This is a genomic window from Pantoea sp. JZ2, from assembly GCF_035191405.1.
Lineage (GTDB): Bacteria > Pseudomonadota > Gammaproteobacteria > Enterobacterales > Enterobacteriaceae > Pantoea > Pantoea stewartii.
Map to the genome: position 1 here is coordinate 261,742 of NZ_CP045248.1, position 22,577 is coordinate 284,318.

17 protein-coding genes and 1 pseudogene are annotated in these 22,577 nt (G+C 53.0%); 9 read left to right on the forward strand and 9 right to left on the reverse strand.

Features of this window, described 5'->3' with window-relative positions:
* Positions 1-32: 32 nt before the first annotated feature.
* From GC087_RS23680 to GC087_RS23695, 4 genes are all read right to left on the reverse strand, one after another.
* Positions 33-1,463: an efflux transporter outer membrane subunit gene (locus tag GC087_RS23680; protein WP_081049509.1), complete on the reverse strand. Its 1,431-nt coding sequence runs from the start codon at positions 1,461-1,463 to the stop codon at positions 33-35.
* Positions 1,463-4,624, reverse strand: coding sequence for an efflux RND transporter permease subunit (locus GC087_RS23685; RefSeq protein ID WP_324030694.1), 3,162 nt, complete (start codon positions 4,622-4,624; stop codon positions 1,463-1,465). Before GC087_RS23685 ends, GC087_RS23680 begins: the two co-directional genes overlap by 1 nt.
* Before the next feature lies 1 nt (position 4,625).
* The gene (locus GC087_RS23690) at positions 4,626-5,774 is read right to left on the reverse strand and encodes an efflux RND transporter periplasmic adaptor subunit (RefSeq protein WP_058708840.1); all 1,149 of its coding nucleotides are present in this window, start codon (positions 5,772-5,774) and stop codon (positions 4,626-4,628) included.
* A 256-nt stretch (positions 5,775-6,030) separates the two neighbouring features.
* Positions 6,031-6,936, reverse strand: coding sequence for a LysR family transcriptional regulator (locus tag GC087_RS23695; RefSeq protein ID WP_028722792.1), 906 nt, complete (start codon positions 6,934-6,936; stop codon positions 6,031-6,033).
* 98 nt (positions 6,937-7,034) lie between these two features.
* On the opposite strand from GC087_RS23695, the gene GC087_RS23700 reads away from it, so the two are divergent.
* From GC087_RS23700 to arsH, 4 genes are read left to right on the forward strand one after another with little or no spacing between them, the layout of a single operon-like run.
* Entirely contained in the window at positions 7,035-7,562 is a 528-nt protein-coding gene (locus tag GC087_RS23700) for a GNAT family N-acetyltransferase (protein ID WP_058702411.1), read from the forward strand.
* The gene (locus tag GC087_RS23705; RefSeq protein ID WP_054634130.1) at positions 7,559-8,785 is read left to right on the forward strand and encodes an MFS transporter; all 1,227 of its coding nucleotides are present in this window, start codon (positions 7,559-7,561) and stop codon (positions 8,783-8,785) included. Before GC087_RS23700 ends, GC087_RS23705 begins: the two co-directional genes overlap by 4 nt.
* Positions 8,786-8,833: 48 nt before the next feature.
* Complete coding sequence (locus GC087_RS23710) at positions 8,834-9,166, forward strand: ArsR/SmtB family transcription factor (RefSeq protein ID WP_033769959.1); 333 nt, start codon at positions 8,834-8,836, stop codon at positions 9,164-9,166.
* Positions 9,167-9,171: 5 nt separating this feature from the next.
* A complete protein-coding gene (arsH, locus tag GC087_RS23715; protein ID WP_324030695.1) occupies positions 9,172-9,885 on the forward strand; it encodes an arsenical resistance protein ArsH in 714 nt (237 codons plus the stop codon).
* A gap of 66 nt (positions 9,886-9,951) precedes the next feature.
* Here arsH and arsC read toward each other — a convergent pair whose 3' ends face one another.
* From arsC to GC087_RS23730, 3 genes are all read right to left on the reverse strand, one after another.
* Positions 9,952-10,380 carry a glutaredoxin-dependent arsenate reductase gene (gene arsC, locus GC087_RS23720; protein WP_054634131.1) on the reverse strand — a complete coding sequence of 143 codons (429 nt, stop codon included), beginning with the start codon at positions 10,378-10,380 and terminating at the stop codon, positions 9,952-9,954.
* A gap of 43 nt (positions 10,381-10,423) precedes the next feature.
* Positions 10,424-11,713, reverse strand: coding sequence for an arsenic transporter (locus tag GC087_RS23725; protein ID WP_054634132.1), 1,290 nt, complete (start codon positions 11,711-11,713; stop codon positions 10,424-10,426).
* A 90-nt stretch (positions 11,714-11,803) separates the two neighbouring features.
* Complete coding sequence (locus GC087_RS23730; RefSeq protein WP_054634133.1) at positions 11,804-12,157, reverse strand: metalloregulator ArsR/SmtB family transcription factor; 354 nt, start codon at positions 12,155-12,157, stop codon at positions 11,804-11,806.
* A gap of 213 nt (positions 12,158-12,370) precedes the next feature.
* Between GC087_RS23730 and GC087_RS23735 the strand changes: the two genes are divergently transcribed.
* Complete coding sequence (locus GC087_RS23735; protein WP_054634134.1) at positions 12,371-12,973, forward strand: site-specific integrase; 603 nt, start codon at positions 12,371-12,373, stop codon at positions 12,971-12,973.
* Positions 12,974-13,091: 118 nt separating this feature from the next.
* Here the strand turns inward: GC087_RS23735 and GC087_RS23740 are convergent, their stop codons facing one another.
* The gene (locus GC087_RS23740) at positions 13,092-14,321 is read right to left on the reverse strand and encodes an ROK family transcriptional regulator (RefSeq protein ID WP_022623068.1); all 1,230 of its coding nucleotides are present in this window, start codon (positions 14,319-14,321) and stop codon (positions 13,092-13,094) included.
* A 185-nt stretch (positions 14,322-14,506) separates the two neighbouring features.
* Between GC087_RS23740 and GC087_RS23745 the strand changes: the two genes are divergently transcribed.
* The 4 genes and pseudogenes from GC087_RS23745 to GC087_RS23765 all read left to right on the forward strand — a co-directional run bounded on the left by GC087_RS23745 (position 14,507) and on the right by GC087_RS23765 (position 19,314).
* Entirely contained in the window at positions 14,507-15,463 is a 957-nt protein-coding gene (locus GC087_RS23745) for an extracellular solute-binding protein (protein ID WP_324030696.1), read from the forward strand.
* A pseudogene (locus tag GC087_RS23750) lies at positions 15,460-17,466 on the forward strand (ABC transporter permease). Before GC087_RS23745 ends, GC087_RS23750 begins: the two are co-directional and overlap by 4 nt.
* Entirely contained in the window at positions 17,459-18,520 is a 1,062-nt protein-coding gene (locus GC087_RS23760) for an ABC transporter ATP-binding protein (RefSeq protein ID WP_014606777.1), read from the forward strand. The pseudogene GC087_RS23750 and the gene GC087_RS23760 overlap by 8 nt, the downstream one beginning before the upstream one ends.
* Positions 18,517-19,314 carry an inositol monophosphatase family protein gene (locus tag GC087_RS23765; protein ID WP_022623065.1) on the forward strand — a complete coding sequence of 266 codons (798 nt, stop codon included), beginning with the start codon at positions 18,517-18,519 and terminating at the stop codon, positions 19,312-19,314. The genes GC087_RS23760 and GC087_RS23765 overlap by 4 nt, the downstream gene beginning before the upstream one ends.
* Before the next feature lie 707 nt (positions 19,315-20,021).
* On the opposite strand, the gene GC087_RS23770 is transcribed toward GC087_RS23765, so the two are convergent.
* Positions 20,022-21,959 (reverse strand): methyl-accepting chemotaxis protein, encoded by a 1,938-nt coding sequence (locus GC087_RS23770; RefSeq protein ID WP_324030699.1) that lies wholly within the window; start codon positions 21,957-21,959, stop codon positions 20,022-20,024.
* Positions 21,960-22,577 lie beyond the last annotated feature (618 nt).

The window sequence follows — 22,577 nt, forward strand, 5'->3', positions numbered from 1 at the left end:
CATTCATGCGCACCTGAATGCACACCTTTAACTTAAATCTTTACTTCCGATTCCTGCAACGCCGTACCGCCCCCCATCACCTTGTAGAAGGTATTGAGGTTTTGGTAGTACGCCTGTTCCACACTGATCAGACTGGTTCGGGCAGAGTAGAGCGTACGCTGCGCAGTTAGCGCGTTCAGCCAGGTATCTACGCCGCTCTGATAACGCCTGTCTGCCAGATGGGCGTAAGTCTGTGAGGCCGCCACATTATTACGCTGGCTGGTCAACTGGTCTTTGAGGGTTCCCCGACGCGCCAGAGCATCGGCGACCTCCTGGAAAGCGGTCTGCACTGACTTCTCGTAGGCCGCGACGTAATAGGCTTTTTGCGCTTTAGTGTAATTCAGGTAAGCAACGTTGTAGCCGCCTTTGAAAATGGGAAGGGTAATGCTCGGTGAAAACGACCAAATGCCCACCCCGTTTTTAAACAGCGACGAAAGATCGGCACTGCCGACGCCACCGCTGGCGGTCAGTGAAATACTTGGGAAGAAATTAGCCCGCGCCGCCCCGATGTTGGCATTCGCCGCCTTCAGGTTGTGCTCAGCCTGCAAGACGTCAGGACGATTATTCAACACATCCGACGCTATCCCCGCCGGCACATCGCGCAACGCCTGGCCAATCGATTCAAGGTTTTGCGGCAGCAGCCTGCCGGGAACGGTTTTCCCTACCACCACGTCCAGTGCGTTTTTATCCTGCGCCACGAGAGTGGTATAACTGGCCACGTCGGCCTGTGCTGACTGATAGGTGGTTTCCGCAGAAGCCACATCGACCATCGAATCTACGCCGTTTTGCATGCGTTTCCGCGTGACCTCCAGTGACTGCCGCGCACTTTCTGCCGTCTCTTTTGCAATGGACAGATTGCTGCGATCCGCCGCCAGCTGTAGCCAGTAATTAATGGTGTTATACAGCACCGTCAGGCGCGTACTTCGTGCTCCTTCCAGTGTACCGAGGTAAGTTTCATACTGCTGGCGCGACAGGCTCTGGTTTTTACCAAACAGATCCAGCTCAAATGCGCTGACGCTGCCCTCGGCAGAGTAGGAATTGCCCAGTGCTGTCTGATTGCCTTCCCCGGTCAGTGCGCGAGAACGTGTCCCGCTTACTCCGGCGTTGACTGCGGGAAAGAGATCGGCACGTTGCTCCGCATATTGCGCATGCGCGGATTCCACGCTCGCCACGGCTTCACGTAAGTCGCGGCTGCTGTCCAGCGCCATCCCGACAACCTGGCGGAGCTGGCTGTCCAGGACATAATCCTGCCAACCGATATCCCGATAATTAACGGTTTTCCTCTCCAGATTGCGATAGGCATCTCCGGTTGGGGTTACCGCATTCACGGCATCCGCAGGGCGATCATAATGCGGATCCAGTGAGACGCATCCTGCAAGAAGGCAGGGTAAGAACAGGGTGAAAAGTTTTGCAGTCATTGTCATTATTCCTTCGCCTTCACCGCTGATTCGGTTGACGGTACATCGTTGTGCGGTCGGCCAGGAAAGACACGGCGCACCAGCACAAAGAACAGCGGGACAAAAAAGATAGCCAGCAGGGTTGCGGTTAAGATGCCGCCGATAATGCCCGTACCAATGGCGATACGGCTGTTGGCTCCCGCACCCGTGGAGATCGCCAGCGGCAGGACGCCCGCAGTAAACGCCAGCGAGGTCATGATTATGGGACGCAGGCGCAGTGTTGCTGCATGCACCGCCGCGCTGATCAGGCTTTCGCCTTTGCGGTAGTGCTCCTCGGCAAACTCCACGATCAAAATGGCGTTCTTCGCTGAAAGCCCGATAATGGTGAGCAGGGCCACCTGGAAGTAGACATCGTTTTCCAGACCACGCAGTGTAATCGCCAGCAGCGAACCGATAACGCCCAACGGCACCACCAGCATCACCGAGAGCGGCACTGACCAGCTCTCATACAAGGCGGCTAGGCACAGGAAAACGACAATCAGTGAAATGCCATACAGCGACAGTGCCTGATTACCGGCAAGTTTTTCCTGATATGAGAGCCCGCTCCATGAGAACGTGTAGCCAGCTGGCAAGGTCGCGGCGAGTGTTTCCATCGCGGTAATGGCATCACCGGAACTCTTCCCCTCGGCGGCCGATCCCTGAATTTCATAGGCGGCCAGGCCGTTATAACGAGAGAGCACATCCGGACCATAGGACCACCCCGACGAGGCAAAGGACGAGAAGGGCACCATGGTGCTGTTACTGCTGCTGTCGGTACCACGTACATACCATTGTTCGATATCCTCTGGCTTGCTGCGGAACGGTTGATCGCCCTGAATATAGACTTTCTTCACGCGGCCACGGTCGGTGAAGTCATTCACATAACTTCCGCCGATCGCCGCGCTGAGTGTGGTGTTAATATCGCTGATAGTCAGGCCCAGTGACTGTGCTTTGGCATCATCAATGCTGACATCCAGTTGAGGGAGATCTGGCAGGGAGTTGGCACGGACGGCACTGAGTCCCGGATCCTGATTTGCTTTTGCAATCAGCTGGTCACGCATTTTCAGCAGGTTATCGCGAGTGGTGGCACCGCGCGCTTGCAGTTCAAACGTAAAGCCGTTGGACTGACCCAGACCGGAAACGGACGGCGGCGACAGCACAAAGATTCGTGCATCACGGATACGCGACAGCGCCGCCATCGCCCGGCCTGCTATAGCATCGGCACTGTTCTCGCTGCCTTTACGCTCACTCCAGTTCTTCAGCGAGATAAACCCCACCCCTGCATTCTGTCCGCTACCGGCAAAACTGAAGCCATCCACCAGCATGCTCACGTTGACGTTGGCTTTCTCCTGGGTCTCAAAGTACTGCTGTACCTGACGACGGACTTCACGGGTACGATTTTCTGTCGCACCCGGCGCCAGTTGATACTGCACCATGATATAGCCCTGGTCTTCGGTCGGCAGAAAACCGGTCGGCAGGCGCATATAGAGCACGGCACAACCGATCAGCAGCACGCCGTACAGCAACAGATAACGTACGGAACGGTGCATGACATGGCCGACGCCACGTTGATAGCGCGCCTGCACGTTGTCATAGCGGCGGTTAAACCAGCCGAAGAATCCCTTGCTGCCACTGCCGTGAAGATGCGGTTTGAGCAGGGTGGCACAGAGTGCAGGCGTGAGCGTGAGCGCCACAATAACCGACAGCACCATGGAAGAGACAATTGTGATGGAGAACTGACGGTAAATCACGCCCGTCGAACCGCTGAAAAAGGTCATGGGCAGGAACACGGCAGAGAGAACCAGCGCAATCCCGACCAGTGCCCCTGTAATCTCCTTCATGGATTTCTCAGTTGCCTGACGCGGCGGTAATCCCTCTTCGCGCATCACCCGTTCAACGTTTTCAACCACGACGATCGCATCGTCCACCAATAAGCCGATGGCGAGTACCATACCGAACATGGTGAGCGTGTTGATGGAGTAACCGAAGAGGGACAGTACGCCAAAGGTGCCCATGAGCACTACCGGAACGGCTATCGTGGGAATCAACGTCGTGCGGAGGTTTTGCAGGAACACAAACATCACTATCACCACCAGAACCACCGCCTCGATCAGCGTTTTCACGACTTCTTCAATCGAGATTTTGACAAAGTCTGTGCTGTCGAGCGGGTACGCAATTTCGTAGCCGGCAGGCATGCTGCTCCGGAATTCATCAATGGTGGATTTCACCTTTTCGGCGGTAGAGAGTGCGTTGGCCCCCGATGCCAGCTGGATAGCCATACCGGATGCCGGATGGCCGTTTGCCATGACATTGGCACTGTAGTCTTCATCGCCCATTTCTACGCGGGCGACGTCGCTCAGACGTACCACAGAACCATCGGCCTGGCTTTTCAGCACGATGTTGCGGAACTGCTCAGGCGTTTGCAGGCGCGAACGCGAGCGCACAGTCGCGACCAGTTGTTGCGTGTTGCTGGACGGTTGCGCGCCCAACTGCCCCGAAGAGACCTGGGTGTTTTGGCTCTCCAGGGCGGTGGTGATATCCGAAGGCGTAAGCGAATACGACGCCAGCTTGCTGGGATCGAGCCAGATACGCATCGCGTACTCGGCACCAAAAACCTGTACGTTACCTACGCCTGTCACGCGCGCCAGCGTGTCTTCCATGTTGCTGACCATATAGTCAGCGACATCGGATGAGCTGCTTTTATTACGCGTATCGTACACCGCCAGAATCAGCAGAAAGTCGCTCTGGGCTTTCTGCACATTCACGCCCTGTGCGGTCACGGCGCTCGGTAAGCGGCTCTCGGCCTGCTGCACCTTATTCTGCACCTGGACCTGGGCAATATCAGGATCGGTGCCCTGTTTAAACGTGACATTAATTTTTACCTGGCCGGTCGAGGCGGTGCTGGTCGAACTGAAATAGAGCAACCCATCCAGTCCGGTGAGCTGTTGCTCAATAACCTGGGTCACGCTGCTTTCCAGCGTTTCCGCCGATGCGCCCGTGTAGGTGGCCTGAATACTGATTTGCGGAGGGGCGACATCGGGATACTGCGCCACCGGCAGACTGACAATACTCAGGATACCGAACAGCATGATGCAAAGGGCGATCACCCAGGCAAAAACGGGCCGCCGAATAAAGAACTGCGCCAACATATCAGTGGCCCTCACTGTTGGCGGCGGTATCGCCCGGCGTCACGTCCACCGCCTTGACGACACTGCCAGGCTGGACTTTCGCGGTGCCTTCAATGATCAGCTTGTCACCCCGGTTAAGTCCCGAGCTAATCAGCCAGTTGTTGCCAATCACGCGATCGGTTACCACATCGCGGCTTTCGACTTTGTTCGCTTTGTCGACCACTAGCGCTGTCGCATTGCCTTTGGCATCACGGGTGATGCCTTGCTGAGGTGCCAGAATGGCATCGCTTTTCACGCCGTTGACAACGCTGGCGCGCACATACATGCCAGGCAACAGTTCATGTTGGGGATTGGGGAAGATCGCGCGCAGTGTGACCGTGCCGGTGGCTTCATCTACCGAGACTTCCGTCAGCTCCAGCTTGCCGGGATGATCGTAGGTCGTACCATCTTCCAGTTTCACCGTCACGGGTACGCCATCTTTGTTCTGCTGCAGTGACGCCTGCTGGCGTCTCAGTTTGAGTAACTGAACGCTGGATTGCGTGAGATCGACATAGATGGGATCCAGTGCACGAATCGTCGCCAGTGCTGTGGTCTGGCTGGCGGTCACCAGTGCGCCGGGCGTCACCGACGAAATACCGATACGACCGCTAATCGGCGCTTTGATTTGGGTATAGTTAAGGTTGATACGCGCACTTTCCACGGCAGCACGGTACTGATCGACGGAGGCGACGTTCTGTTGATAGGTTGCCAGCGCATCATCCGCATCCTGCCGCGACACGCCGTTATCTTTTACCAGCGCCGCATAACGTACGGCTTTCAGTTTACTGCTCTTCACGAGGGCCTGCGCATTCTTCAGTTGCGCGACGGCCTGATCATAGCTGGCCTGATAGCTTGCAGGATCAATCTGATACAGCACCTGTCCGGCTTTCACGTCATCGCCCTCGGTGAACAGGCGTTTCTGGATGATACCGTCAACCTGCGGCCTGACATCCGACGTCATACTGCCGGTGACGCGTCCGGCAAGCTGGCTGGTCAACGTTACCGATGTACTTTGCAACGTTTTCACCCCGACCTCGGTTGTCATGTCTGCATCAGGTTGGTGACCGCTTTGATCGCAACCCACCATGATCAACGCCAGCCCGGCGATCATACTGCGCTGAAAATTTTTCATGAATTACCCTGTAATGAACATTCATTCTCACCTGTCAGTCTAATTAATCAGGGACAAAATGTATGTCAGCAAAACGAAAAGAAGGGGATCTGGAAACATAAAACTGATGCGTACGTCCGCTCATCGCTCATAGCGGACCTCCAACTCAGTCAGCCTGCTCGCTTTGTGCCAGAAGCGGACGTTGGTAGCTGGTAAAAGCTGTAGTGATACTTCGCCGGAGAGAGTAGACCTGTCCGGTTTAGATATCGAAGAATATTTATCTGATTTCGTTTTTTGCAAAACTGCTGTTTAGGTTTTTCAGCACTTCATTGATACCTCTGCTTACAATCCGGTCTTCCCGCATGACTGTCCCGAGAGTCCGGTGAAGAGAGGGCGTCACAGAGTAAAGATCGAGCCCCGATCTTTCCTCAATGCATGCAACGGACATTCTGGGAACAATGCTGTAGCCAAGACCGGCACGGACCATTCTTTTAATAGCTTCGATACTGCCAAGCTCCATGACCGGGCAGGCAATATGTCCCGTCTCCCGGAACCACTGGTCAATCAGGGCGCGTGTCCCGCTTCCCGGTTCAAAGATAATCAGCGGCAGCGGCAACAAAGCGCCCGGATTCCATATTTTCGCACTCGGCTCTGATGCATCCTTTTCCATGATGACAACAAACTCATCCGTACCCAGCGGGATGATGCTCAGGTTTTTACCTGCAGCTGGCAGAGTCACCAGGCCAATATCTATACGATTTTCCTCCACGCCCCGCACTATATCGGAAGTGTTACCTGTGCGTACGTCCACCTTCAGCAGGGGATGGGCCTGCCGCAGTTGCTGTAGTAAGGGGGGAAGTAAATGAATACAGGCCGTTGCGCCTGTGCCAACAGTAACAGTGCCGGTTATCTCATCAGAATGCTGGCACACCGATTCAACTGCTGTACTTACCACTGCATCAATTTTCATGCTGTGCTCAACGAGAGTCAGCCCGGCTGGCGTGGGCCTTACTCCCCGGCTGGTTCGCTCAATAAGCCGGACCTGAAGCGCCTGCTCCAGTTGTCTTATATGCAGGCTCACTGCCGGCTGCGACAGACCAAGTGCTTCAGCCGCTCCGGAGAAACTGCCCCGGCTGACGACCAGTCTGAAAGTAGCCAGGTGATCGAGGTTCAGGTTTGCCATGCCAAAATTTTCCTTATACCGCTGATAAGTCCTGCTGCCTGTCTGAAATTATTCATTCCGGTTAGTCTCTGCTTATGACCGCAGAAGGAGCCGTACCGATGGAAATAACCGAAGCAGATGAACGACATATTCCTGCCATCCAGCAGATTTATGCTTATCACGTATTGCATGGCACCGCCACTTTTGAAACTGAACCGCCGGATCCGGCTGAAATGACAGCCCGCCTGAAAAAGGTGCGTGCAGCAGGACTGCCCTGGTTTGTGGCTGTTGAGGACGGCAATGTCCGCGGATACTGCTACCTGTCACTCTACCGGGAACGGTGTGCCTACAGATTCACCCTGGAGAATTCTGTATATATTGCCCCCAACTTTCAGGGCCAGGGGATCGGAAAAAAGTTGTTATTGAGTGCAGTCACATGGGCAGAGGACCGTAGCTTTCGCCAGCTCGTGGCCGTAGTTGGAAATAGCGAAAATAGCGCCTCTCTTGCTCTGCATCGCGCGGCAGGCTTCAGCATTACAGGAACGCTCAGATCTGTGGGCTTCAAGCACGGACGCTGGCTTGATACGGTCATCATGCAGCGTACGCTCGGGCAGGGCGACGCCACATTTCCGGAGAGCACGGGTTGACTGACGGGCATCTGACAGGCCGCACCATTTTCTGCATTGGCATGACGCAGCTAATCAACTGGGGTATCACATTCTATATGCCGGGGGTCTTCGGGACCGCCATCATGTCGGAGACAGGCCGGTCACCAGTTGTGACATTCTCCGGGCTGACTATTGCCATGCTTGTTATGGGGCTTGTCTCGCCACTTACCGGCCCCCTTATAGCACGTACCGGCGGGCGTACGGTGATGATGGTGGGAACCTTCGTCATAGTCCTCGGTTGTTTTCTGATGGCTTTTACCCATTCAACAACATCGTGGGTTGCCGTCTGGCTCCTGATGGGAGCTGGCATGCGACTTGCCCTGTATGATGCCGCATTTGCGCTGCTTGTAGAAATTGCAGGCGCAGAGGCCCGTCGGGCAATCACCCTGGTCACACTGCTGGGTGGTCTCGCGTCAGTCGCGTTCTGGCCTGCTGGCGCTGCGCTACTGCACTTTACCGACTGGCGGCATGCCATTATCGTTTACGGCTGTGCAGGCATTGTCAGCCTGCTTTTTTTGACCACCGTTCCGGCAGGTTATCGGCGTCAACCTCCCGTTGCCGGGCAGCCCGCTCTTCAGGCGATCGGACCAGCAGAAGACCGGAAAGCCTTCATCAGCGGCCTGTGGTACGCCACGCTGATAGCGCTGATAAGCTTTGTTTCCACCGGCGTGTCCGCTCATTTTCCTCAGATACTGGCCGCTTATGGTATGCCCGCCGTAGCGGGTATGTTGTGGGGGGTGGGACAGGTGAGCGCCAGACTGCTGGACGTGGCTTCCGGTGCACGTACTTCAGCGATCCGTCTGAGCCTGTTTACCGGCATTATTCTGCCATTATGCTTTCTGGTTGGCCTTGCAGGGAATGTTACCCCGGTGGCTACAGCCATCTTTATTCTGAGTTACGGGGCTGTAAACGGACTGAGTACGGTCATTAAGGCCGTCCTGCCTCTTGTGCTGTTTGATCCGCAGCAGTATGCCCGTAAAACAGGCTTACTGCTGTCACCCGCTTTTTTGCTCGCGGCGCTCGCGCCGTCAGTTTACGCCATACTGCTGGAGCAATACGGCACACCCGGCACGCTGCTTTTATCTGCCATCCTTACCCTGTTCATCACGGCGATTTCCATAGTGATCTGGCGTCGTCATCCTTCCTCTGCTGGACCGAACCGGGATAAGGGCGAGCCATCCATTCCGGGGAAAAATATTTGACGCTGATTATATTTCTATTATTCTGGAAATATAGTTCAAGGAGGGCGTATGGATTTAAAAACAGCAGCAAATGCGCTTCGGGAGCTGGGGCACCCGACCCGTCTTAGCGTATACCGGGAGCTGGTGAGAGCGGGTCATGACGGCCTGCCAGTCGGTGTTCTGCAGAAGCGCCTCGGTATTCCGCCCTCCACGCTCAGTCATCATATTTCGGCGCTGATGTCCGCGGGCCTGATCAGCCAGGAACGGCAGAGCCGTACCTTGTTTTGCAGACCTTGCTATACGCAGCTTGAACAACTGATGGCCTTTCTTACAGAAGAATGCTGCGCAGGCAGTAGCTGCAGCCTGTCACCCGCGACGACTCACGAAGAGACCTCATTGTGAATGACATGAACGATACCCTGAAAAATGTTGATACTTCACTCCTGGACGTGCCGCTGACGGAAGATAAGCTGAGGGCTGCAGAAGTGGCGCACCCGCCCCGCATTCTGATGCTCTACGGCTCGCTGCGGGAACGATCTTATAGCCGGCTGACGACGGAAGAAGCCGCCCGGCTGCTGACGGCAATGGGTGCAGAGGTCAAAATTTTTAATCTGTCCGGTCTGCCGCTGCCTGATGATGCCCCTGAAACGCATCCCAAAGTTGTGGAACTGCGTGAACTGGTTCTCTGGTCGGAAGGCATGATCTGGTGCTCCCCGGACCGTCACGGCGCTATGACCGGCATCATGAAGGCGCAGATTGACTGGATACCGCTGACGTCAGGTGCGGTTCGCCCGTCGCAGGGAAAAACCCTGGCCGTCATGCAGGTCAGCGGCGGCTCGCAGTCTTTCAACGCAGTTAATCAGATGCGCATTCTGGGGCGCTGGATGCGTATGATTATTATCCCGAATCAGTCATCCGTGGCAAAAGCCTGGGCTGAATTTGATGAAGATGGTCGCATGAAGCCTTCGCCTTACTACGATCGCATCGTGGACGTAATGGAGGAGCTGATGAAGTTCACTCTGTTGACGCGCGGGCGCAGTGAGTACCTGACCGATCGCTACAGCGAAAGGAAAGAAAGTGCCGCGCAGCTCTCTGAGCGGGTTAATCAGCGCAGTATATGAAAAAAGCCGGCATCTGCCGGCTTCTGTTTTTGCGTCTCCCTTCCTGCCGGCAGCACACTGAAAAAATCAGTGGCTGATCCGGTTTCCGTGTTCATCAATGACTTTTTCGCCGTCCTCTTTCGTAAATGCTCCCTGCTGCGGGTCAGGCAGAATGTCCAGAACCGCTTCAGACGGACGACAGAGTCTTGTGCCGAGCGGCGTCACAACCACGGGGCGGTTGATGAGGATAGGGTGAGCCAGCATCGCATTCAGCAGTTCATCATCGTTGAACCGGTCTTCTGCCAGCTCCAGCTGCTCATACGGCTCTGTATTTTTGCGCAGCAGGGCGCGTGCGCTAATACCCATATCAGCTATCAGCTTTTTAAGCTCGTCGCGGGATGGTGGCATCTCCAGATACAAAATCACTGTTGGCTCCACGCCACTGTTACGGATAAGCGCCAGAGTATTACGGGACGTTCCGCAGGCCGGATTGTGATAAATAGTGATATCAGTCATAAACGGTACTCCGTTAAGGAGCTGCACAGACGCAGCCCCGGGGTTAAGGTTGAAAAGACAGGCGCAGGGCCAGCGCCGCCAGCGTCACAAAAAGTACCGGCAGGGTCATCACAATGCCCACGCGGAAGTAGTAGCCCCAGCTGATGGTGATGTTTTTCTGAGCCAGCACATGCAGCCACAGCAGTGTCGCCAGGCTGCCGATGGGTGTGATTTTCGGGCCGAGATCGCAGCCGATGATGTTGGCGTATACCATTGCCTCTTTCACCACGCCCAGAGCCGTGCTGCCGTCAATCGAAAGCGCGCCAATCAGCACGGTAGGCATGTTGTTCATTACGGAAGAGAGTGCCGCAGTCAGGAAGCCGGTGCCAAGTGTAGCGCCCCAGACGCCGTGCTCAGCAAAACGGTTCAAAGCAGCAGAAAGGTAATCTGTCAGGCCGGCGTTACGCAGGCCATATACCACGAGGTACATGCCCAGCGAGAAAATGACTATCTGCCAGGGCGCACCTTTCAGCACCTTGCGGGTGTCGATAACCTGTCCTTTTTGGGCAACCAGCCAGAGAACAAACGCCCCAACCGCTGCTACCAGGCTGACCGGTACTCCAAGGGGCTCAAGGCCGAAAAATCCGACCAGCAGCAGAAGTAAAATAAACCATCCAGCCCGAAAGGTGCGCATGTCGCGTATAGCTTCCGCTGGCGCTTTCAGCTTCGCCAGGTCATAGGTTGCCGGGATCTCTTTGCGGAAAAACAGATGCAGCATCACCAGCGTAGCCACCACGGAAGCAATATTCACCGGCACCATGACGGAAGCATACTCACTGAAGCCCAGCTTAAAGAAGTCCGCCGTGACGATGTTGACCAGGTTCGACACGATCAGCGGCAGGCTGGAAGTGTCCGCGATAAAGCCCGCTGCCATTACAAATGCCAGCGTGGCAGCCGGACTGAAGCCCAGCGCCAGGAGCATGGCAATAACGATTGGCGTCAGGATAAGCGCCGCGCCGTCATTGGCGAACAGCGATGCCACTGCCGCGCCCAGCAAAATAATATAGGTGAACAGCAGCCTTCCTCTGCCGCCTCCCCAGCGGGAAACATGGAGTGCTGCCCACTCAAAAAAGCCGGACTCATCTAACAGCAGGCTGATGATGATGACCGCGATAAACGTGGCCGTCGCATTCCAGACAATCTGCCATACCGCAGGAATATCACCGATATGCACCACGCCGGTCAGTAGCGCCAGAGCGGCCCCGATAACGGCACTCCAGCCAATACTCAGTCCTTTCGGCTGCCAGATAACCAGTACCAGCGTCAGAACAAAAATCGCACCCGCCAGAAACATATACTCTCCTTTAATACTGCACCTGTCAGACCTGGCGCAGAGAACTTAAAGATATACATACGTTAAAACGCATATGAATAATTAAAAAATTTAAATGCAGATTGGCTTGCCGTTGGTGGTTACATTGTCCAGCTCAGCCTGCTGGCTGAGCTGCAGGATGTCATCCCGCTGGCACAGATAAGCCTGTTCAATTACAGCTGCCGCCCAAGCGGGCATATGAGGTGACAGCCGGTAATGAATCCACTTGCCATCACGCCTGTCGATAAGCAGACCGGCGTCCCGAAGTAATGCAAGATGACGAGAAATTTTGGGCTGAGATTCTCTGAGAGTAGATGTGAGTTCGCAGACGCAAAGTTCTCCCTTTTCCCGCAGCAACAGCACCAGACTGAGCCGTGTTTCGTCAGAAAGCGTTTTGAAAAGCTGTAGAGGATTGAGCTGAAGCATTAAAACTCCTGTTTAACAAACAGTGAGCAGTATCGCTAAGTAGGGGGTAGCGAGCAACTATACATTCGTTAAAACATATATATTTTTGGTGGTTTTTTATCTTGCAGGTCAGATATAGAGTACGTCGATAAATAAGTTGTAATCGATCAAGGTCCGCTCCTCGCTCATATGGGACAACCATAATCACATCTCCTAACCCAAAGGAGATTGAGCATGACAACATCCCCCTGGAACAAGGGCCGTATTATTGGCCAGAAACGGCCTCTTCAGATCTCTCATATCTGGGGTATCCGTATCAGACTTGAGCTGGAAGGAAAAGTACGCGATTTAGCTCTGTTTAACATGGCTCTGGACAGTAAACTTCGGGGCTGTGATCTGGTAAAGCTAAAAGTTTCTGATGTAGCCTATGGCCACTCTGTTTCGGGCAGAGCGACAGTGCTGCAGCAAAAAACTGGAAGTCCTGTACAGTTTGAACTTACTAAAGGAACAAGAGAGGCTGTAGCAGCCTGGATCAAAATGGCTCATCTACATAGTAGCGACTATCTATTCCAGTCCCGCGTCGGTTCTTCACGACATATCTCAACCAGGCAATATAACCGTATTTTTCATGGATGGATTGATAAGCTGGGTCTCGACGAGACTCTGTACAGTACGCATTCTATGCGAAGAACCAAGCCATGTCTGATATATAAAAAAACGAAGAATCTTCGAGTGATCCAGCTACTTTTAGGTCACAAAAATCTCGAAAGTACCGTCCGTTATCTCGGTATTGAAGTGGATGATGCCCTGGAGATATCTGAGTCTATTGAAGTTTGATTTAGGAGGGCTGCAACAGCAGCCCGGTGCCAAAAGGAGACATCATTTGAGGAATATACAAATTAAAAAATGAAAGCACGGTTAGATATGCTTTCATGCCATCCAACTGGCAACGATTTTAATCAACCTTACCAGCAATCCGATCAAATAAAACCTCAGGATCTATAGTTTGAGTTCTGGTGCGCATCAGCGACAGTTGTCTGAAATGCGGGCTGCCATGAGCTATTACGGGCAAAAGCGCAGCGCCAATTGCAGGGGCCATAGCTCCAAGACGCGCACTTTCTAACCGCGACGTGTCTCTTGTTTTTCGGGCAGAGACAGAAGGAAGTAATGGATAGGTGCGATCAACCAGCGAGGAAAACAGCGCTGAAGGAAGATAGCCCCCAATCAAAATTTTCTGCGGATCGAACATGTTTTCAATGACTGAAATAAGGATACGTAACCGCTTACTGTTGCATTCCAGCCATGACATCAGCTGACTGTCTCGTTGAACGTACAATTTTTCAAGATAGCCGGGCTTTTCAACCGCATCCAGGTCAACGTTCAACGTGGTTGCCAGCTCCTCTAATGAGAAAGGGGGAATATCGCGGGGGCACTTCGTTAACTCAGGTGGCCAGCAGATCATCCCAATCTCACCCGCATTGTTAAACGCCCCCTGAAACGGCAGACCGTCGACAATGATTCCGGCACCCAGTCCGTGACCGACAAAGATATAGACGTAATGCGTCATTCCACTGGCTGCCCCCGCATGGCGTTCTGCTATCGCAGCGGCAGTCGCATCATTCTCAACAATAACCGGTACCCCACAGCGCGCTTCAAGCCTGTCGGCGACGGGAATCTGGCTCCACGACTGCCAACCCGGTGCACCGACGTACTCCTCGTATCCGGCCTCCTGCAGGGTCGGCATCGCGATGCCGGTTCCCCACACAGGTATCCCCTCACACTTCAGCGTCAGATCGGCAATGACGTGGGCGATGGTGTCGAGGCTCGCTTCAGGATTATTCCACTCCATTGGCGCGTGCAGGCTGGCTAACGCATTTGCGGCAAGGTCACAGGCGACAGCAGTAATCCCTTTCCGATCAAGATGTATTCCTAAAGCACAACCTGCGCGATGATTAAGCCGCAACAACTTTTGCGGGGCACCGCGTCGGTGTTGCAGGCGCCCTTCCTCACTGACCAGCCCACGCTCAAGCAAATCCTTTGTGATGTTAGTAATCGTTTGAGGCTGGAGTCCTGTTGCGTTGACCAGGTCCGATCGCGATAGCACACCAGCCGTACGGATCAGATCAAAAACCAGCCTGCGATTATAGCGGCCTGAAAAGGCATGGTTATTACCCGGGTATGCCACAGTGCTTTCGCCTTTTTTAAATCCATTAAATGGATAATAGAATGGAGAGCCTAATCACGTCCAGCGCTCAATTTTTAAAAAAATCGATTTTTGTCATAAAAAAATCATAAAAGCCCCGTTTAATTGCCCACATTCACAATTTAATTAAACCATTAACTGGATTTAAATGCAGGAGTGTGCCGACAATGAGTAAGGTGTTTTATTCCTTGGTCGCGTTGACCGTCAGCGCGTTATTAATGACGGGCACCGCCAGTTCTTCTGAGTTGGTGATTTACACGGCTCACGGTGAAACGACGACATCACCTGTCCTTGAGATGTTTAAAAAAGTGCATCCGGAAATTAACGTCACACTGGTAAGAGGCGGTACTGGCGAAGTGGTCGAAAGGCTGCGCGCCGAAGCAGGCAACCCTTCAGCCGATCTCCTGTGGGGCGGCCCCACACAGATTTATGATGAAAATGCGGCTCTGTTCCAGCCTTATGAGAGCAAAACAGACAGTGCAATGATCACCGCAGATCCACGTCATATCTGGCATCCTTTTACCCTTCTTCTGCAACCCATCATCGTGAGTACGAAGCGTGTCCCTTCAACAGAAATGCCGTCCTCGCAGGCTGATATGGTGACAGGAAAATGGCGAAAACAGGGGACATTGATCATCCCCGATCCGGCCCGTTCGGGAACCGGTTATACCCTGATATCGGCGCTTGCCGGACAGTTTGGTTGGCCGTTTATCAGCAATTTGGTCAAAGGTGCACGGATCGCAGCAGGCTCCGATGATGCCTTCAACGCCGTCCGTGATGGCGAAGCCGCGGCAGGCTGGATAAACGAAGATTTGGGCGCTAAATGGAAAGCCAACGGACTGCCGGTCAGCATTGTTTATCCCACTGATGCGGTGACCGGTCAGATTGATGCACAGGCTGTCGTTCAGGGCGCTCCTCATCCCAATCAGGCCAGACTGTTTATCGACTTTCTCGGACAGAAAGACACGCATGAAAAAGTCAGGGATCTCACGATACGTCGTTCAGCCCGCTCAGATGTCGCGCCTCCCGCTGCGCTTCCCGATCTGAGCACGCTCAATATTATCTCGCCACAGGACCCTAAACAGGTTGTCGTCGCACGTTTTCAGGCGGCGTTACCAAAATGAAAGGGCTTCGTGATTCATGGCGCTGGTTCACCGTCCTTATGCTGCTGTTCTGTGGAATAACCATCCTCTGGCCTCAGGCTCGCCTGCTCAGCGCATCATTGCTGAGCGACAGTGGCAAATTTACCCTTGTAAGTCGGGCTGGAGGGCTTGACGCCGTTCCGGAAATGACTCGCGACTATACGCTGAAAACAGATAAGGATGGCGTGACGGTGACAAAACGTGGCGATGAACCACTGCGTTTTGTCGCCTCGGGCACAAATAAAATAGTGATTCACAGTACATCGCCGCTCAGCGTTACCTCTGCAAGCCGCGGAGAAATGCATTTAGGCGTGGGCAGCGACACTTTACTCCTGACTCAGCAAGCGCCGCGAAGCCTTTTCAGTCGAACAGCGGCAAAATCGCTAACGGCTACCTTGCAGCCAGACGGAACAGTCATTCTCGGGCACGCGACGAATGCATTTATCACAGCAGAAAATCCGACGCTGACCTATACGCTCAGCCATTATTTTGCCTTTATTGCCACCAGTGAAACGCTGCACGCTACCCTGAACAGCCTGATGATTTCCTTTTTTGCCACGACGCTCGCCGCGTTAATTGGCGTTTCGCTGGCCTATATGATCGCGCGCTTCAGAATTGCAGGCGCCAACGCGCTTGTTTTCATGGTGACAATGGCATCGGTTTCTCCCCCTTTCCTTGGTGCCTATGCCTGGCGGCTTCTGCTGGGACGCAACGGGATTGTGACGACGTTGCTGGACTTGCAGACGTCAATTGTGGGCATTTATGGGGTCACTTGGGTCATCACCTGGCTGGTTTTTCCGGTTATATTTTTGCTCAGTTACAGCGCCTTTCGGCAACTGGATGCGTCCCATATTGAGGCAGCAGAGTCTCTGGGCGCATCCCCCTTACGTGCCCGTCTGACAGTGGAGATTCCGTTAGCCATGCCGGGAATCGTGACAGGGCTCTATCTGGCGATGATGGCGGCCCTGTCAGACTTCGGCACACCGCGCATCATTGGTCTTGATTTGAATGTCTTACCTGTACTGATCTATAACGCGTTTCTGAGTGAAGCGGGAAGAAACCCTGCACTGGCGGCCACGGGTTCAGTGGTTCTGGTTACGATTTCCAGCCTTTTTCTCATGATGCAGCAGCTCTATCTTTCACGTCGTGGGTATGCTGCCGTTTCATCACGGCGTCCCAAACAACGCGAACTCTCACGTGCAGGTCACTGCCTGACCCTTATTCTGAGCGGCTGTGTTCTGCTGCTGGCCTTTGTCCCGCACATCACTGTCCTGGTTACCAGCTTTGTTAAATGGCGTGTGGGCCTGCCAACGCTGACGCCCACGCTGGCTAACTATATAACCATGTGGCAAAACGGGTTGATGCCCGCATGGGTCACGCTGTCACTGGGTCTTTCGGGCACGCTGTTTGCCTTTGCCGGTGGACTGGGCGTGGCTTACGTTCTGGTGCGTAAACGCTACACATTCCTTGCGCCTTCGCTTAGCGGTCTTGTCATGTTGCCTTATGTTATTCCTGGAACCGTGCTGGGCATCGGGCTGATCCTGATTTTCAATCAGGCACCTCTGCAGCTCACCGGGACGTGGTTTATTCTGGCACTGGCTTACGTCGTCCGAAACCTGCCCTTTACCGTTAAAGCGTCTGAAGCCGCACTTCGCCAGGTTCATCCTGCTCTCGACGAAGCCGCCATCAGCTTAGGTGCCAGACCCGCTCGCGTTTTTCTGACCATCACGGCCCCGCTAATGCTGGCCGGGGCACTCACCGGTGCGACGCTGACTTTTTTACATATCGTCACTGAACTGTCTTCGACAATCGTCCTCTAACGTCCGCCCTGGAAGCCCATGACGGCCGTAATATTTGAAAACACGCTGGTCGATGCCGATTTTGGCATTTCTGCAGCCCAGACGATTTTGCTGATGCTGATTATCTATGTGCCACTTTATGCCGTTGTCCGCTACGGGCAGTCGGAGAGGAACAATTATGTCTGACATTCATCACGACGCAGCATCGCGGCGAGGCTGTGAGGTGACTATTCAGTCTGTATCAAAACGCTACAGCACGCATCTTGTTCTGGATGATGTCTCAATGACGATCCGACCGGGTGAGTTCTTTACGTTGCTGGGCCCGTCAGGCTGCGGTAAAACGACATTACTTCGTTCAGTGGCAGGCTTTCATGCGATTAACAGCGGCCACATCTTATTTGACGGCGTCGACGTGTCAACACGCGCCCCCTGGGACAGAAATATCGGTTTTGTCTTCCAGAACTACGCGCTGTGGCCCAATAAAACCATCTTCGATAACGTGGCTTACGGACTTAAGTTACGGAAAATCAGTAGAGAAGACATTCAAAAGCGGGTTCGCCTTGCACTGGCTCAGGTGCAGCTTCGCCATGTGGAAGACCGCTATCCGGCTGAAATGAGCGGCGGCATGCAGCAGCGCATCGCAATGGCCCGCGCACTTGTTATCGATCCGCCACTGTTGTTACTGGATGAGCCGATGTCCAACCTTGACGCAAAACTCCGCGTCTCGTTAAGGCAGGAACTGCGTGAATTACAGCAGCGCATCGGTGTGACCGCTATTTATGTCACACACGATCAGGAAGAGGCGTTGGCGCTGTCTGACCGCATTGCCGTGATGAAGGGAGGAAAAGTCGATCAGCTCGCCTGCCCGGAAGCGGTCTATTCCCGTCCCGAAACGCGCTTTGTGGCAGACTTTGTCGGTCAGGCCAACTTTATCGACGGCGTACTGGAAGACCAGGGCTTCAGACCGGATGACGGTCCTTTTTTAAACATCATCGATCCGTCACGCAGAGGACGAGCAACCTTTTTCGTGCGTCCCGAAAGCGTTCACTTTTGTGAGCCGGGCACTGGCGCCTGCGACGTGACCGTCACGGATGTACGTTATATTGGCCGCGCATGGGTTCACACCTTGTCATTCAGCCCCCTGCACAGCCTCTCAGCTGAAGCCAGCGCCCCTCTGCCGCGCGGCAAGCGAGTTGGCATTACGTTTGGCAACCCACGTTTTATGAAGGAGGAGGCATGACAAAAAATGACCTCGACAGACCTCGCCTTCTTCTGGCGGCGAAACGCGCAGCCCGGGCAGGCGGTGCTGAGCTGGTTAAGCGCTTTGGCAGTCTGGAAGACACCGACATCAGTAAGAAAGGCACCGCAGATTATGCTTCTGCCGCCGATCTGGCTGCAGAAAGCATCATCTTTTCGCGTCTTAACGAAGACGCGCCGGGTTTTGGTTTCCTGGGAGAAGAAACGGGGTTTACCCGCGGCCACCATGCGCAATACTGGGTCGTCGACCCGCTGGATGGCACCAGCAATTTTATCTGGGGTATCCCTTACTTTGCGGTCAGCATTGCGCTCTGCGATGACGAGGGGGAAATACTGGGCGTTGTATACGATCCGCTTCGGGAAGAGTGCTTTACCGCCATCAGAGGTCACGGTGCCCGCCTGGATGGTATGCCGCTTCCCGGTTTGACGGCGAAAACACCGGCTGAAGCACTATGCTCAGTCTCGCTGCCCGTTCCAGGCCAGTTAAAGGTGATTGACCGGGCGGTGCTGTTTAACGGCCTGGCGCGGCTTATGGCTGAAAGCGCAGGCGTCCGGCGACTGGGTTCGGCGGCGCTCGATCTTGCCTATGTCGCGTCAGGCAGACTGGACGCGTTTTTTGAGGACGGGTTGAGTTATTACGATATCGCCGCAGGAAAATTGATTGCCCAGGAGAACGGCATTCAGGTCAGGCAATTTTCTGGCGAAGAAGCCCGTGAAGGTTCGGTGGTAGCAGCGCGTCCTGAACTTTATGACTGGTTCCATCAACGCTTTTCATAACCCCTCAGTGAGCTATATCTACATGCATATATGAAGTGCGCACAGGCAAGATGTGTCAGCCCATAGCTTTTAAAACTATTGAGCACCACAGACCTCAAGTATGCATGTCAGTAGGGTTCGTTTTAACTTCTGACCCGACTTTGACCGGTGTCGCACATAACGGACTCAGGTATTCTTTAATGTCCGCTTGGTGCCAAAAGCGGACGTTGCTTGCATCATGGAATGTTAGTTTACCGGGAGCAGGTCAGCGCCTCTATGCAGCTAACCCCGCATCTAATGATTTGCTGCATATCGGCATTTTCAATTTTGAAGTCTGATTGATGAAACTGCGCAGTAAAAGATTTGACTGAATGGCCGGATGGCGCGAGTGCAGAACAGCGCCCCAGGGGGAAGGTGTAACGCGCCGTCCGGCACAAGAGGAAGTATCAAGGCCAGCTGCAACAGAAACAACTTTAAAGAGGAACCCGCTTAAGGCCGCACTTCGGATGTTATGAGCGAAGCTCATAGGGTAATTGGGTGATTAATGCCAAATATTTGAACAGGCGTTTGATTAGTCCGCCGGGCCTTTAATTGCAACAGTATAAGTTTATCATGGCTTTAAATGAGATAAGCCATCCATGAAGATGGCTTATCAAGTGCAAATACAGACGCAGTTTTGTAAAAGTGTTGCCGCGTTAAATGGCACACAACTAATGCGTTTGAACCACTTATACAGCGTTTGTGCGGAATACGCTGACAGCATCTCTCAGGCTTGCGGCCCGGTTTGCAAGTTCATCAGCAGACGATGCAGACTCTTCAACCAGCACGGCGTTCTGCTGCGTAACCTGATCCATCTGTGACACCGCAATATTTATCTGTGATATGCCCGCACTCTGTTCTTCAGAAGAAGATGAAATCTCTTTAACTAATTGCGATGTCTGCTCAATAGCTTCCACGCTTTGCTTAACTTTGTCACCGGCATCCCGGGCCATCGAAATTCCCTGTTCGGCATGCTCAACTGACTGCTCAATGAGCCCTTTGATTTCCTTCGCCGCTCCAGCCGATCGCTGTGCCAGCGCCCTGACTTCAGATGCAACAACAGCAAAGCCCTTACCGTGTTCACCTGCCCGGGCAGCTTCGACGGCTGCGTTTAAAGCAAGAATATTCGTCTGAAATGCTATCCCGTCAATAACGGAGATGATTTCTTTTATCTGACCCGCACTGTTGCTTATTTTTTCCATTGAATCCAGCACTGACTCCATCGCCTCACCGCCTCTCAGGGCCGCACTGGTCGCGGAGCTGGCCATTTCAGCAGCATGACGCGTGTTATCTGCATTATTACCAATGATTGACGATAACTGCTCCATGCTGGCCGCGGTTTCAGCCAGAGAGGCTGCCTGTTCTTCCGTTCGCGCAGACAGATCACCATTTCCACGGGCAATTTCTTCTGATGACGTAGCAATAGTGACAGCGTTGCTTTTAATGTTTTCAACCGTAAGCGTAAGACGCTGACTCATTTGCAGTAATGCCCTGAGCAGTCCGGCAGTTTCATTACGCCCCGTTACCGTAAATGTTGACGTAAGGTCCCCTCCTGCGACTTCAAGCGCCAGCTTTGATGCTGCACTGATAGGTCTGGTAACGGAGCGAATGATAACCAGAGCGAAAATTACTGCCAGCAGGACGATAAAAACAAGAACGGTCAGTAGCGCATATTGTTCATACCGGTGTTCCTTAATCTGCCCATTCAGCATTTCATTCAGTTCATTACCCCCGGCAATGGCGTAGTCGCTGAATTTATTAATAGCGTGCGTAAAGAGCGCTGCATAGTCCTTCGGGTTTTGATTGGTCATGCTGCGATTGATAAAAATCGCCTCAGCGGTTTTGAGAGCACTGTTTGCCTCCTGAACGGCTGCATCTGCATCTGCACTGAACTTTTGCTTAAGTGTGTTATCAGATAAAAACAGTTTTTCAGAATCCTGAGCAAATAAATTCAGGTTATACGAACCATTACTGATTAAAGACTCCATACGGACAGAGTCTGCTTCGCTTATGCTTTCATTTCGTGCAAGAAGTGAGGTGCCGAATGCACGTATTTTTCCAAGACTTTCGGTCAGCTCAGGCAGTGATGAAAAATTACTCATAATTAAACGGTACGTGTTGATATCTGAATCGAGTGAAAGCCCGTAAAAATCCAGCACATCACGGTTCGCGTTCAAAAGTGTGCGGATGAGGAGGGCATGCGCATCAAGACTGGCTGTCAGACTCAGTTGTGAAGAATCGATTCTTTGCTGTAGCTGGCTCCACTGTGTATGCACATCATTGATTTTGCTGATGATGGCTGCGCTGCCTTCTGTTCTGGCCATATCTCTGGTAATAACATCAGTGATGTTTTCAATTTCATCTCTGACCTGAACGCGGGACGGTGTTGCGGGATTTTTGGTTGCAATGGCAATGGCGGTTTCTGCACGATGGCGCTGTATCAAATTTAGCAGGGCTAAAATCTTATTTTCTACAGGTACACCCGTTACCTCCCTTTGCTTGTCCTGAATGTATTTATTGCCTTCGGACACAAAAAGCATGGTAGGAACTGAGAACAGAACAAGGGAAAACAGTCCCAGAATGGCAAATTTGGCGGTAAGACTTATATTGTTAAGAATCTTGTTCATTTATGATTCCTGGTGAATTAATTCGTTATAGTGACAATTACAAAAGATACATTTGTAAAGCACCTTAACCTTTTTTATCGGTTATTTATTCATTAACTTTATACCGCATTGTTGATTTACTGCTTTACGGAATAAACTTTTAGTAACGTTAAACAAAGTACTTAAGCTAAATAATCATTATTTCACGGGATGAAATTCTGGACGCATCACCATCAGCCTTTGCTGAATTTTCGTCTGAGAATTTTTACTGAGATTTGAATGAGTCGGCTGAACTAAATGCGGATCGCGCACATGTATTATTTACATGTCGCCTAAAGACGTTGTCTCGGGGGTGTAAGGTGAAGCAAAACTATCTGACCTGGCAGGCGCTTTGATCGCTGCGAGTGACCTGCTACCCGTTGATTCACACAGAGTGCTGTTAGCAATGCTCAAAGTCGCTTATAGCGGACCTCTCCAGCTCAATAAGCCCATCCGCTTTGTGCCAAAAGCGGAAGTTGGAGTACCAGACGCCCTCTAAAAATAATGGTTCGTTTTATAGGGATACTTACAGCAGGGCTAGACGATTGATAAGAATGATTTATATACTCGCGCATATCTACATATTTTTCAGGTGTTCAC

What these genes read in the sequence shown, in the direction of transcription:
- GC087_RS23680 (WP_081049509.1), bottom strand. Translation starts at nt 1,463, where the DNA reads ATGACAATGACTGCAAAACTTTTCACCCTGTTCTTACCCTGCCTTCTT.
- GC087_RS23685 (WP_324030694.1), bottom strand. Translation starts at nt 4,624, where the DNA reads ATGTTGGCGCAGTTCTTTATTCGGCGGCCCGTTTTTGCCTGGGTGATC.
- GC087_RS23690 (WP_058708840.1), bottom strand. Translation starts at nt 5,774, where the DNA reads ATGAAAAATTTTCAGCGCAGTATGATCGCCGGGCTGGCGTTGATCATG.
- GC087_RS23695 (WP_028722792.1), bottom strand. Translation starts at nt 6,936, where the DNA reads ATGGCAAACCTGAACCTCGATCACCTGGCTACTTTCAGACTGGTCGTC.
- GC087_RS23700 (WP_058702411.1), top strand. Translation starts at nt 7,035, where the DNA reads ATGGAAATAACCGAAGCAGATGAACGACATATTCCTGCCATCCAGCAG.
- GC087_RS23710 (WP_033769959.1), top strand. Translation starts at nt 8,834, where the DNA reads ATGGATTTAAAAACAGCAGCAAATGCGCTTCGGGAGCTGGGGCACCCG.
- arsH (WP_324030695.1), top strand. Translation starts at nt 9,172, where the DNA reads ATGAACGATACCCTGAAAAATGTTGATACTTCACTCCTGGACGTGCCG.
- arsC (WP_054634131.1), bottom strand. Translation starts at nt 10,380, where the DNA reads ATGACTGATATCACTATTTATCACAATCCGGCCTGCGGAACGTCCCGT.
- GC087_RS23725 (WP_054634132.1), bottom strand. Translation starts at nt 11,713, where the DNA reads ATGTTTCTGGCGGGTGCGATTTTTGTTCTGACGCTGGTACTGGTTATC.
- GC087_RS23730 (WP_054634133.1), bottom strand. Translation starts at nt 12,157, where the DNA reads ATGCTTCAGCTCAATCCTCTACAGCTTTTCAAAACGCTTTCTGACGAA.
- GC087_RS23735 (WP_054634134.1), top strand. Translation starts at nt 12,371, where the DNA reads ATGACAACATCCCCCTGGAACAAGGGCCGTATTATTGGCCAGAAACGG.
- GC087_RS23745 (WP_324030696.1), top strand. Translation starts at nt 14,507, where the DNA reads ATGAGTAAGGTGTTTTATTCCTTGGTCGCGTTGACCGTCAGCGCGTTA.
- GC087_RS23760 (WP_014606777.1), top strand. Translation starts at nt 17,459, where the DNA reads ATGTCTGACATTCATCACGACGCAGCATCGCGGCGAGGCTGTGAGGTG.
- GC087_RS23765 (WP_022623065.1), top strand. Translation starts at nt 18,517, where the DNA reads ATGACAAAAAATGACCTCGACAGACCTCGCCTTCTTCTGGCGGCGAAA.
- GC087_RS23770 (WP_324030699.1), bottom strand. Translation starts at nt 21,959, where the DNA reads ATGAACAAGATTCTTAACAATATAAGTCTTACCGCCAAATTTGCCATT.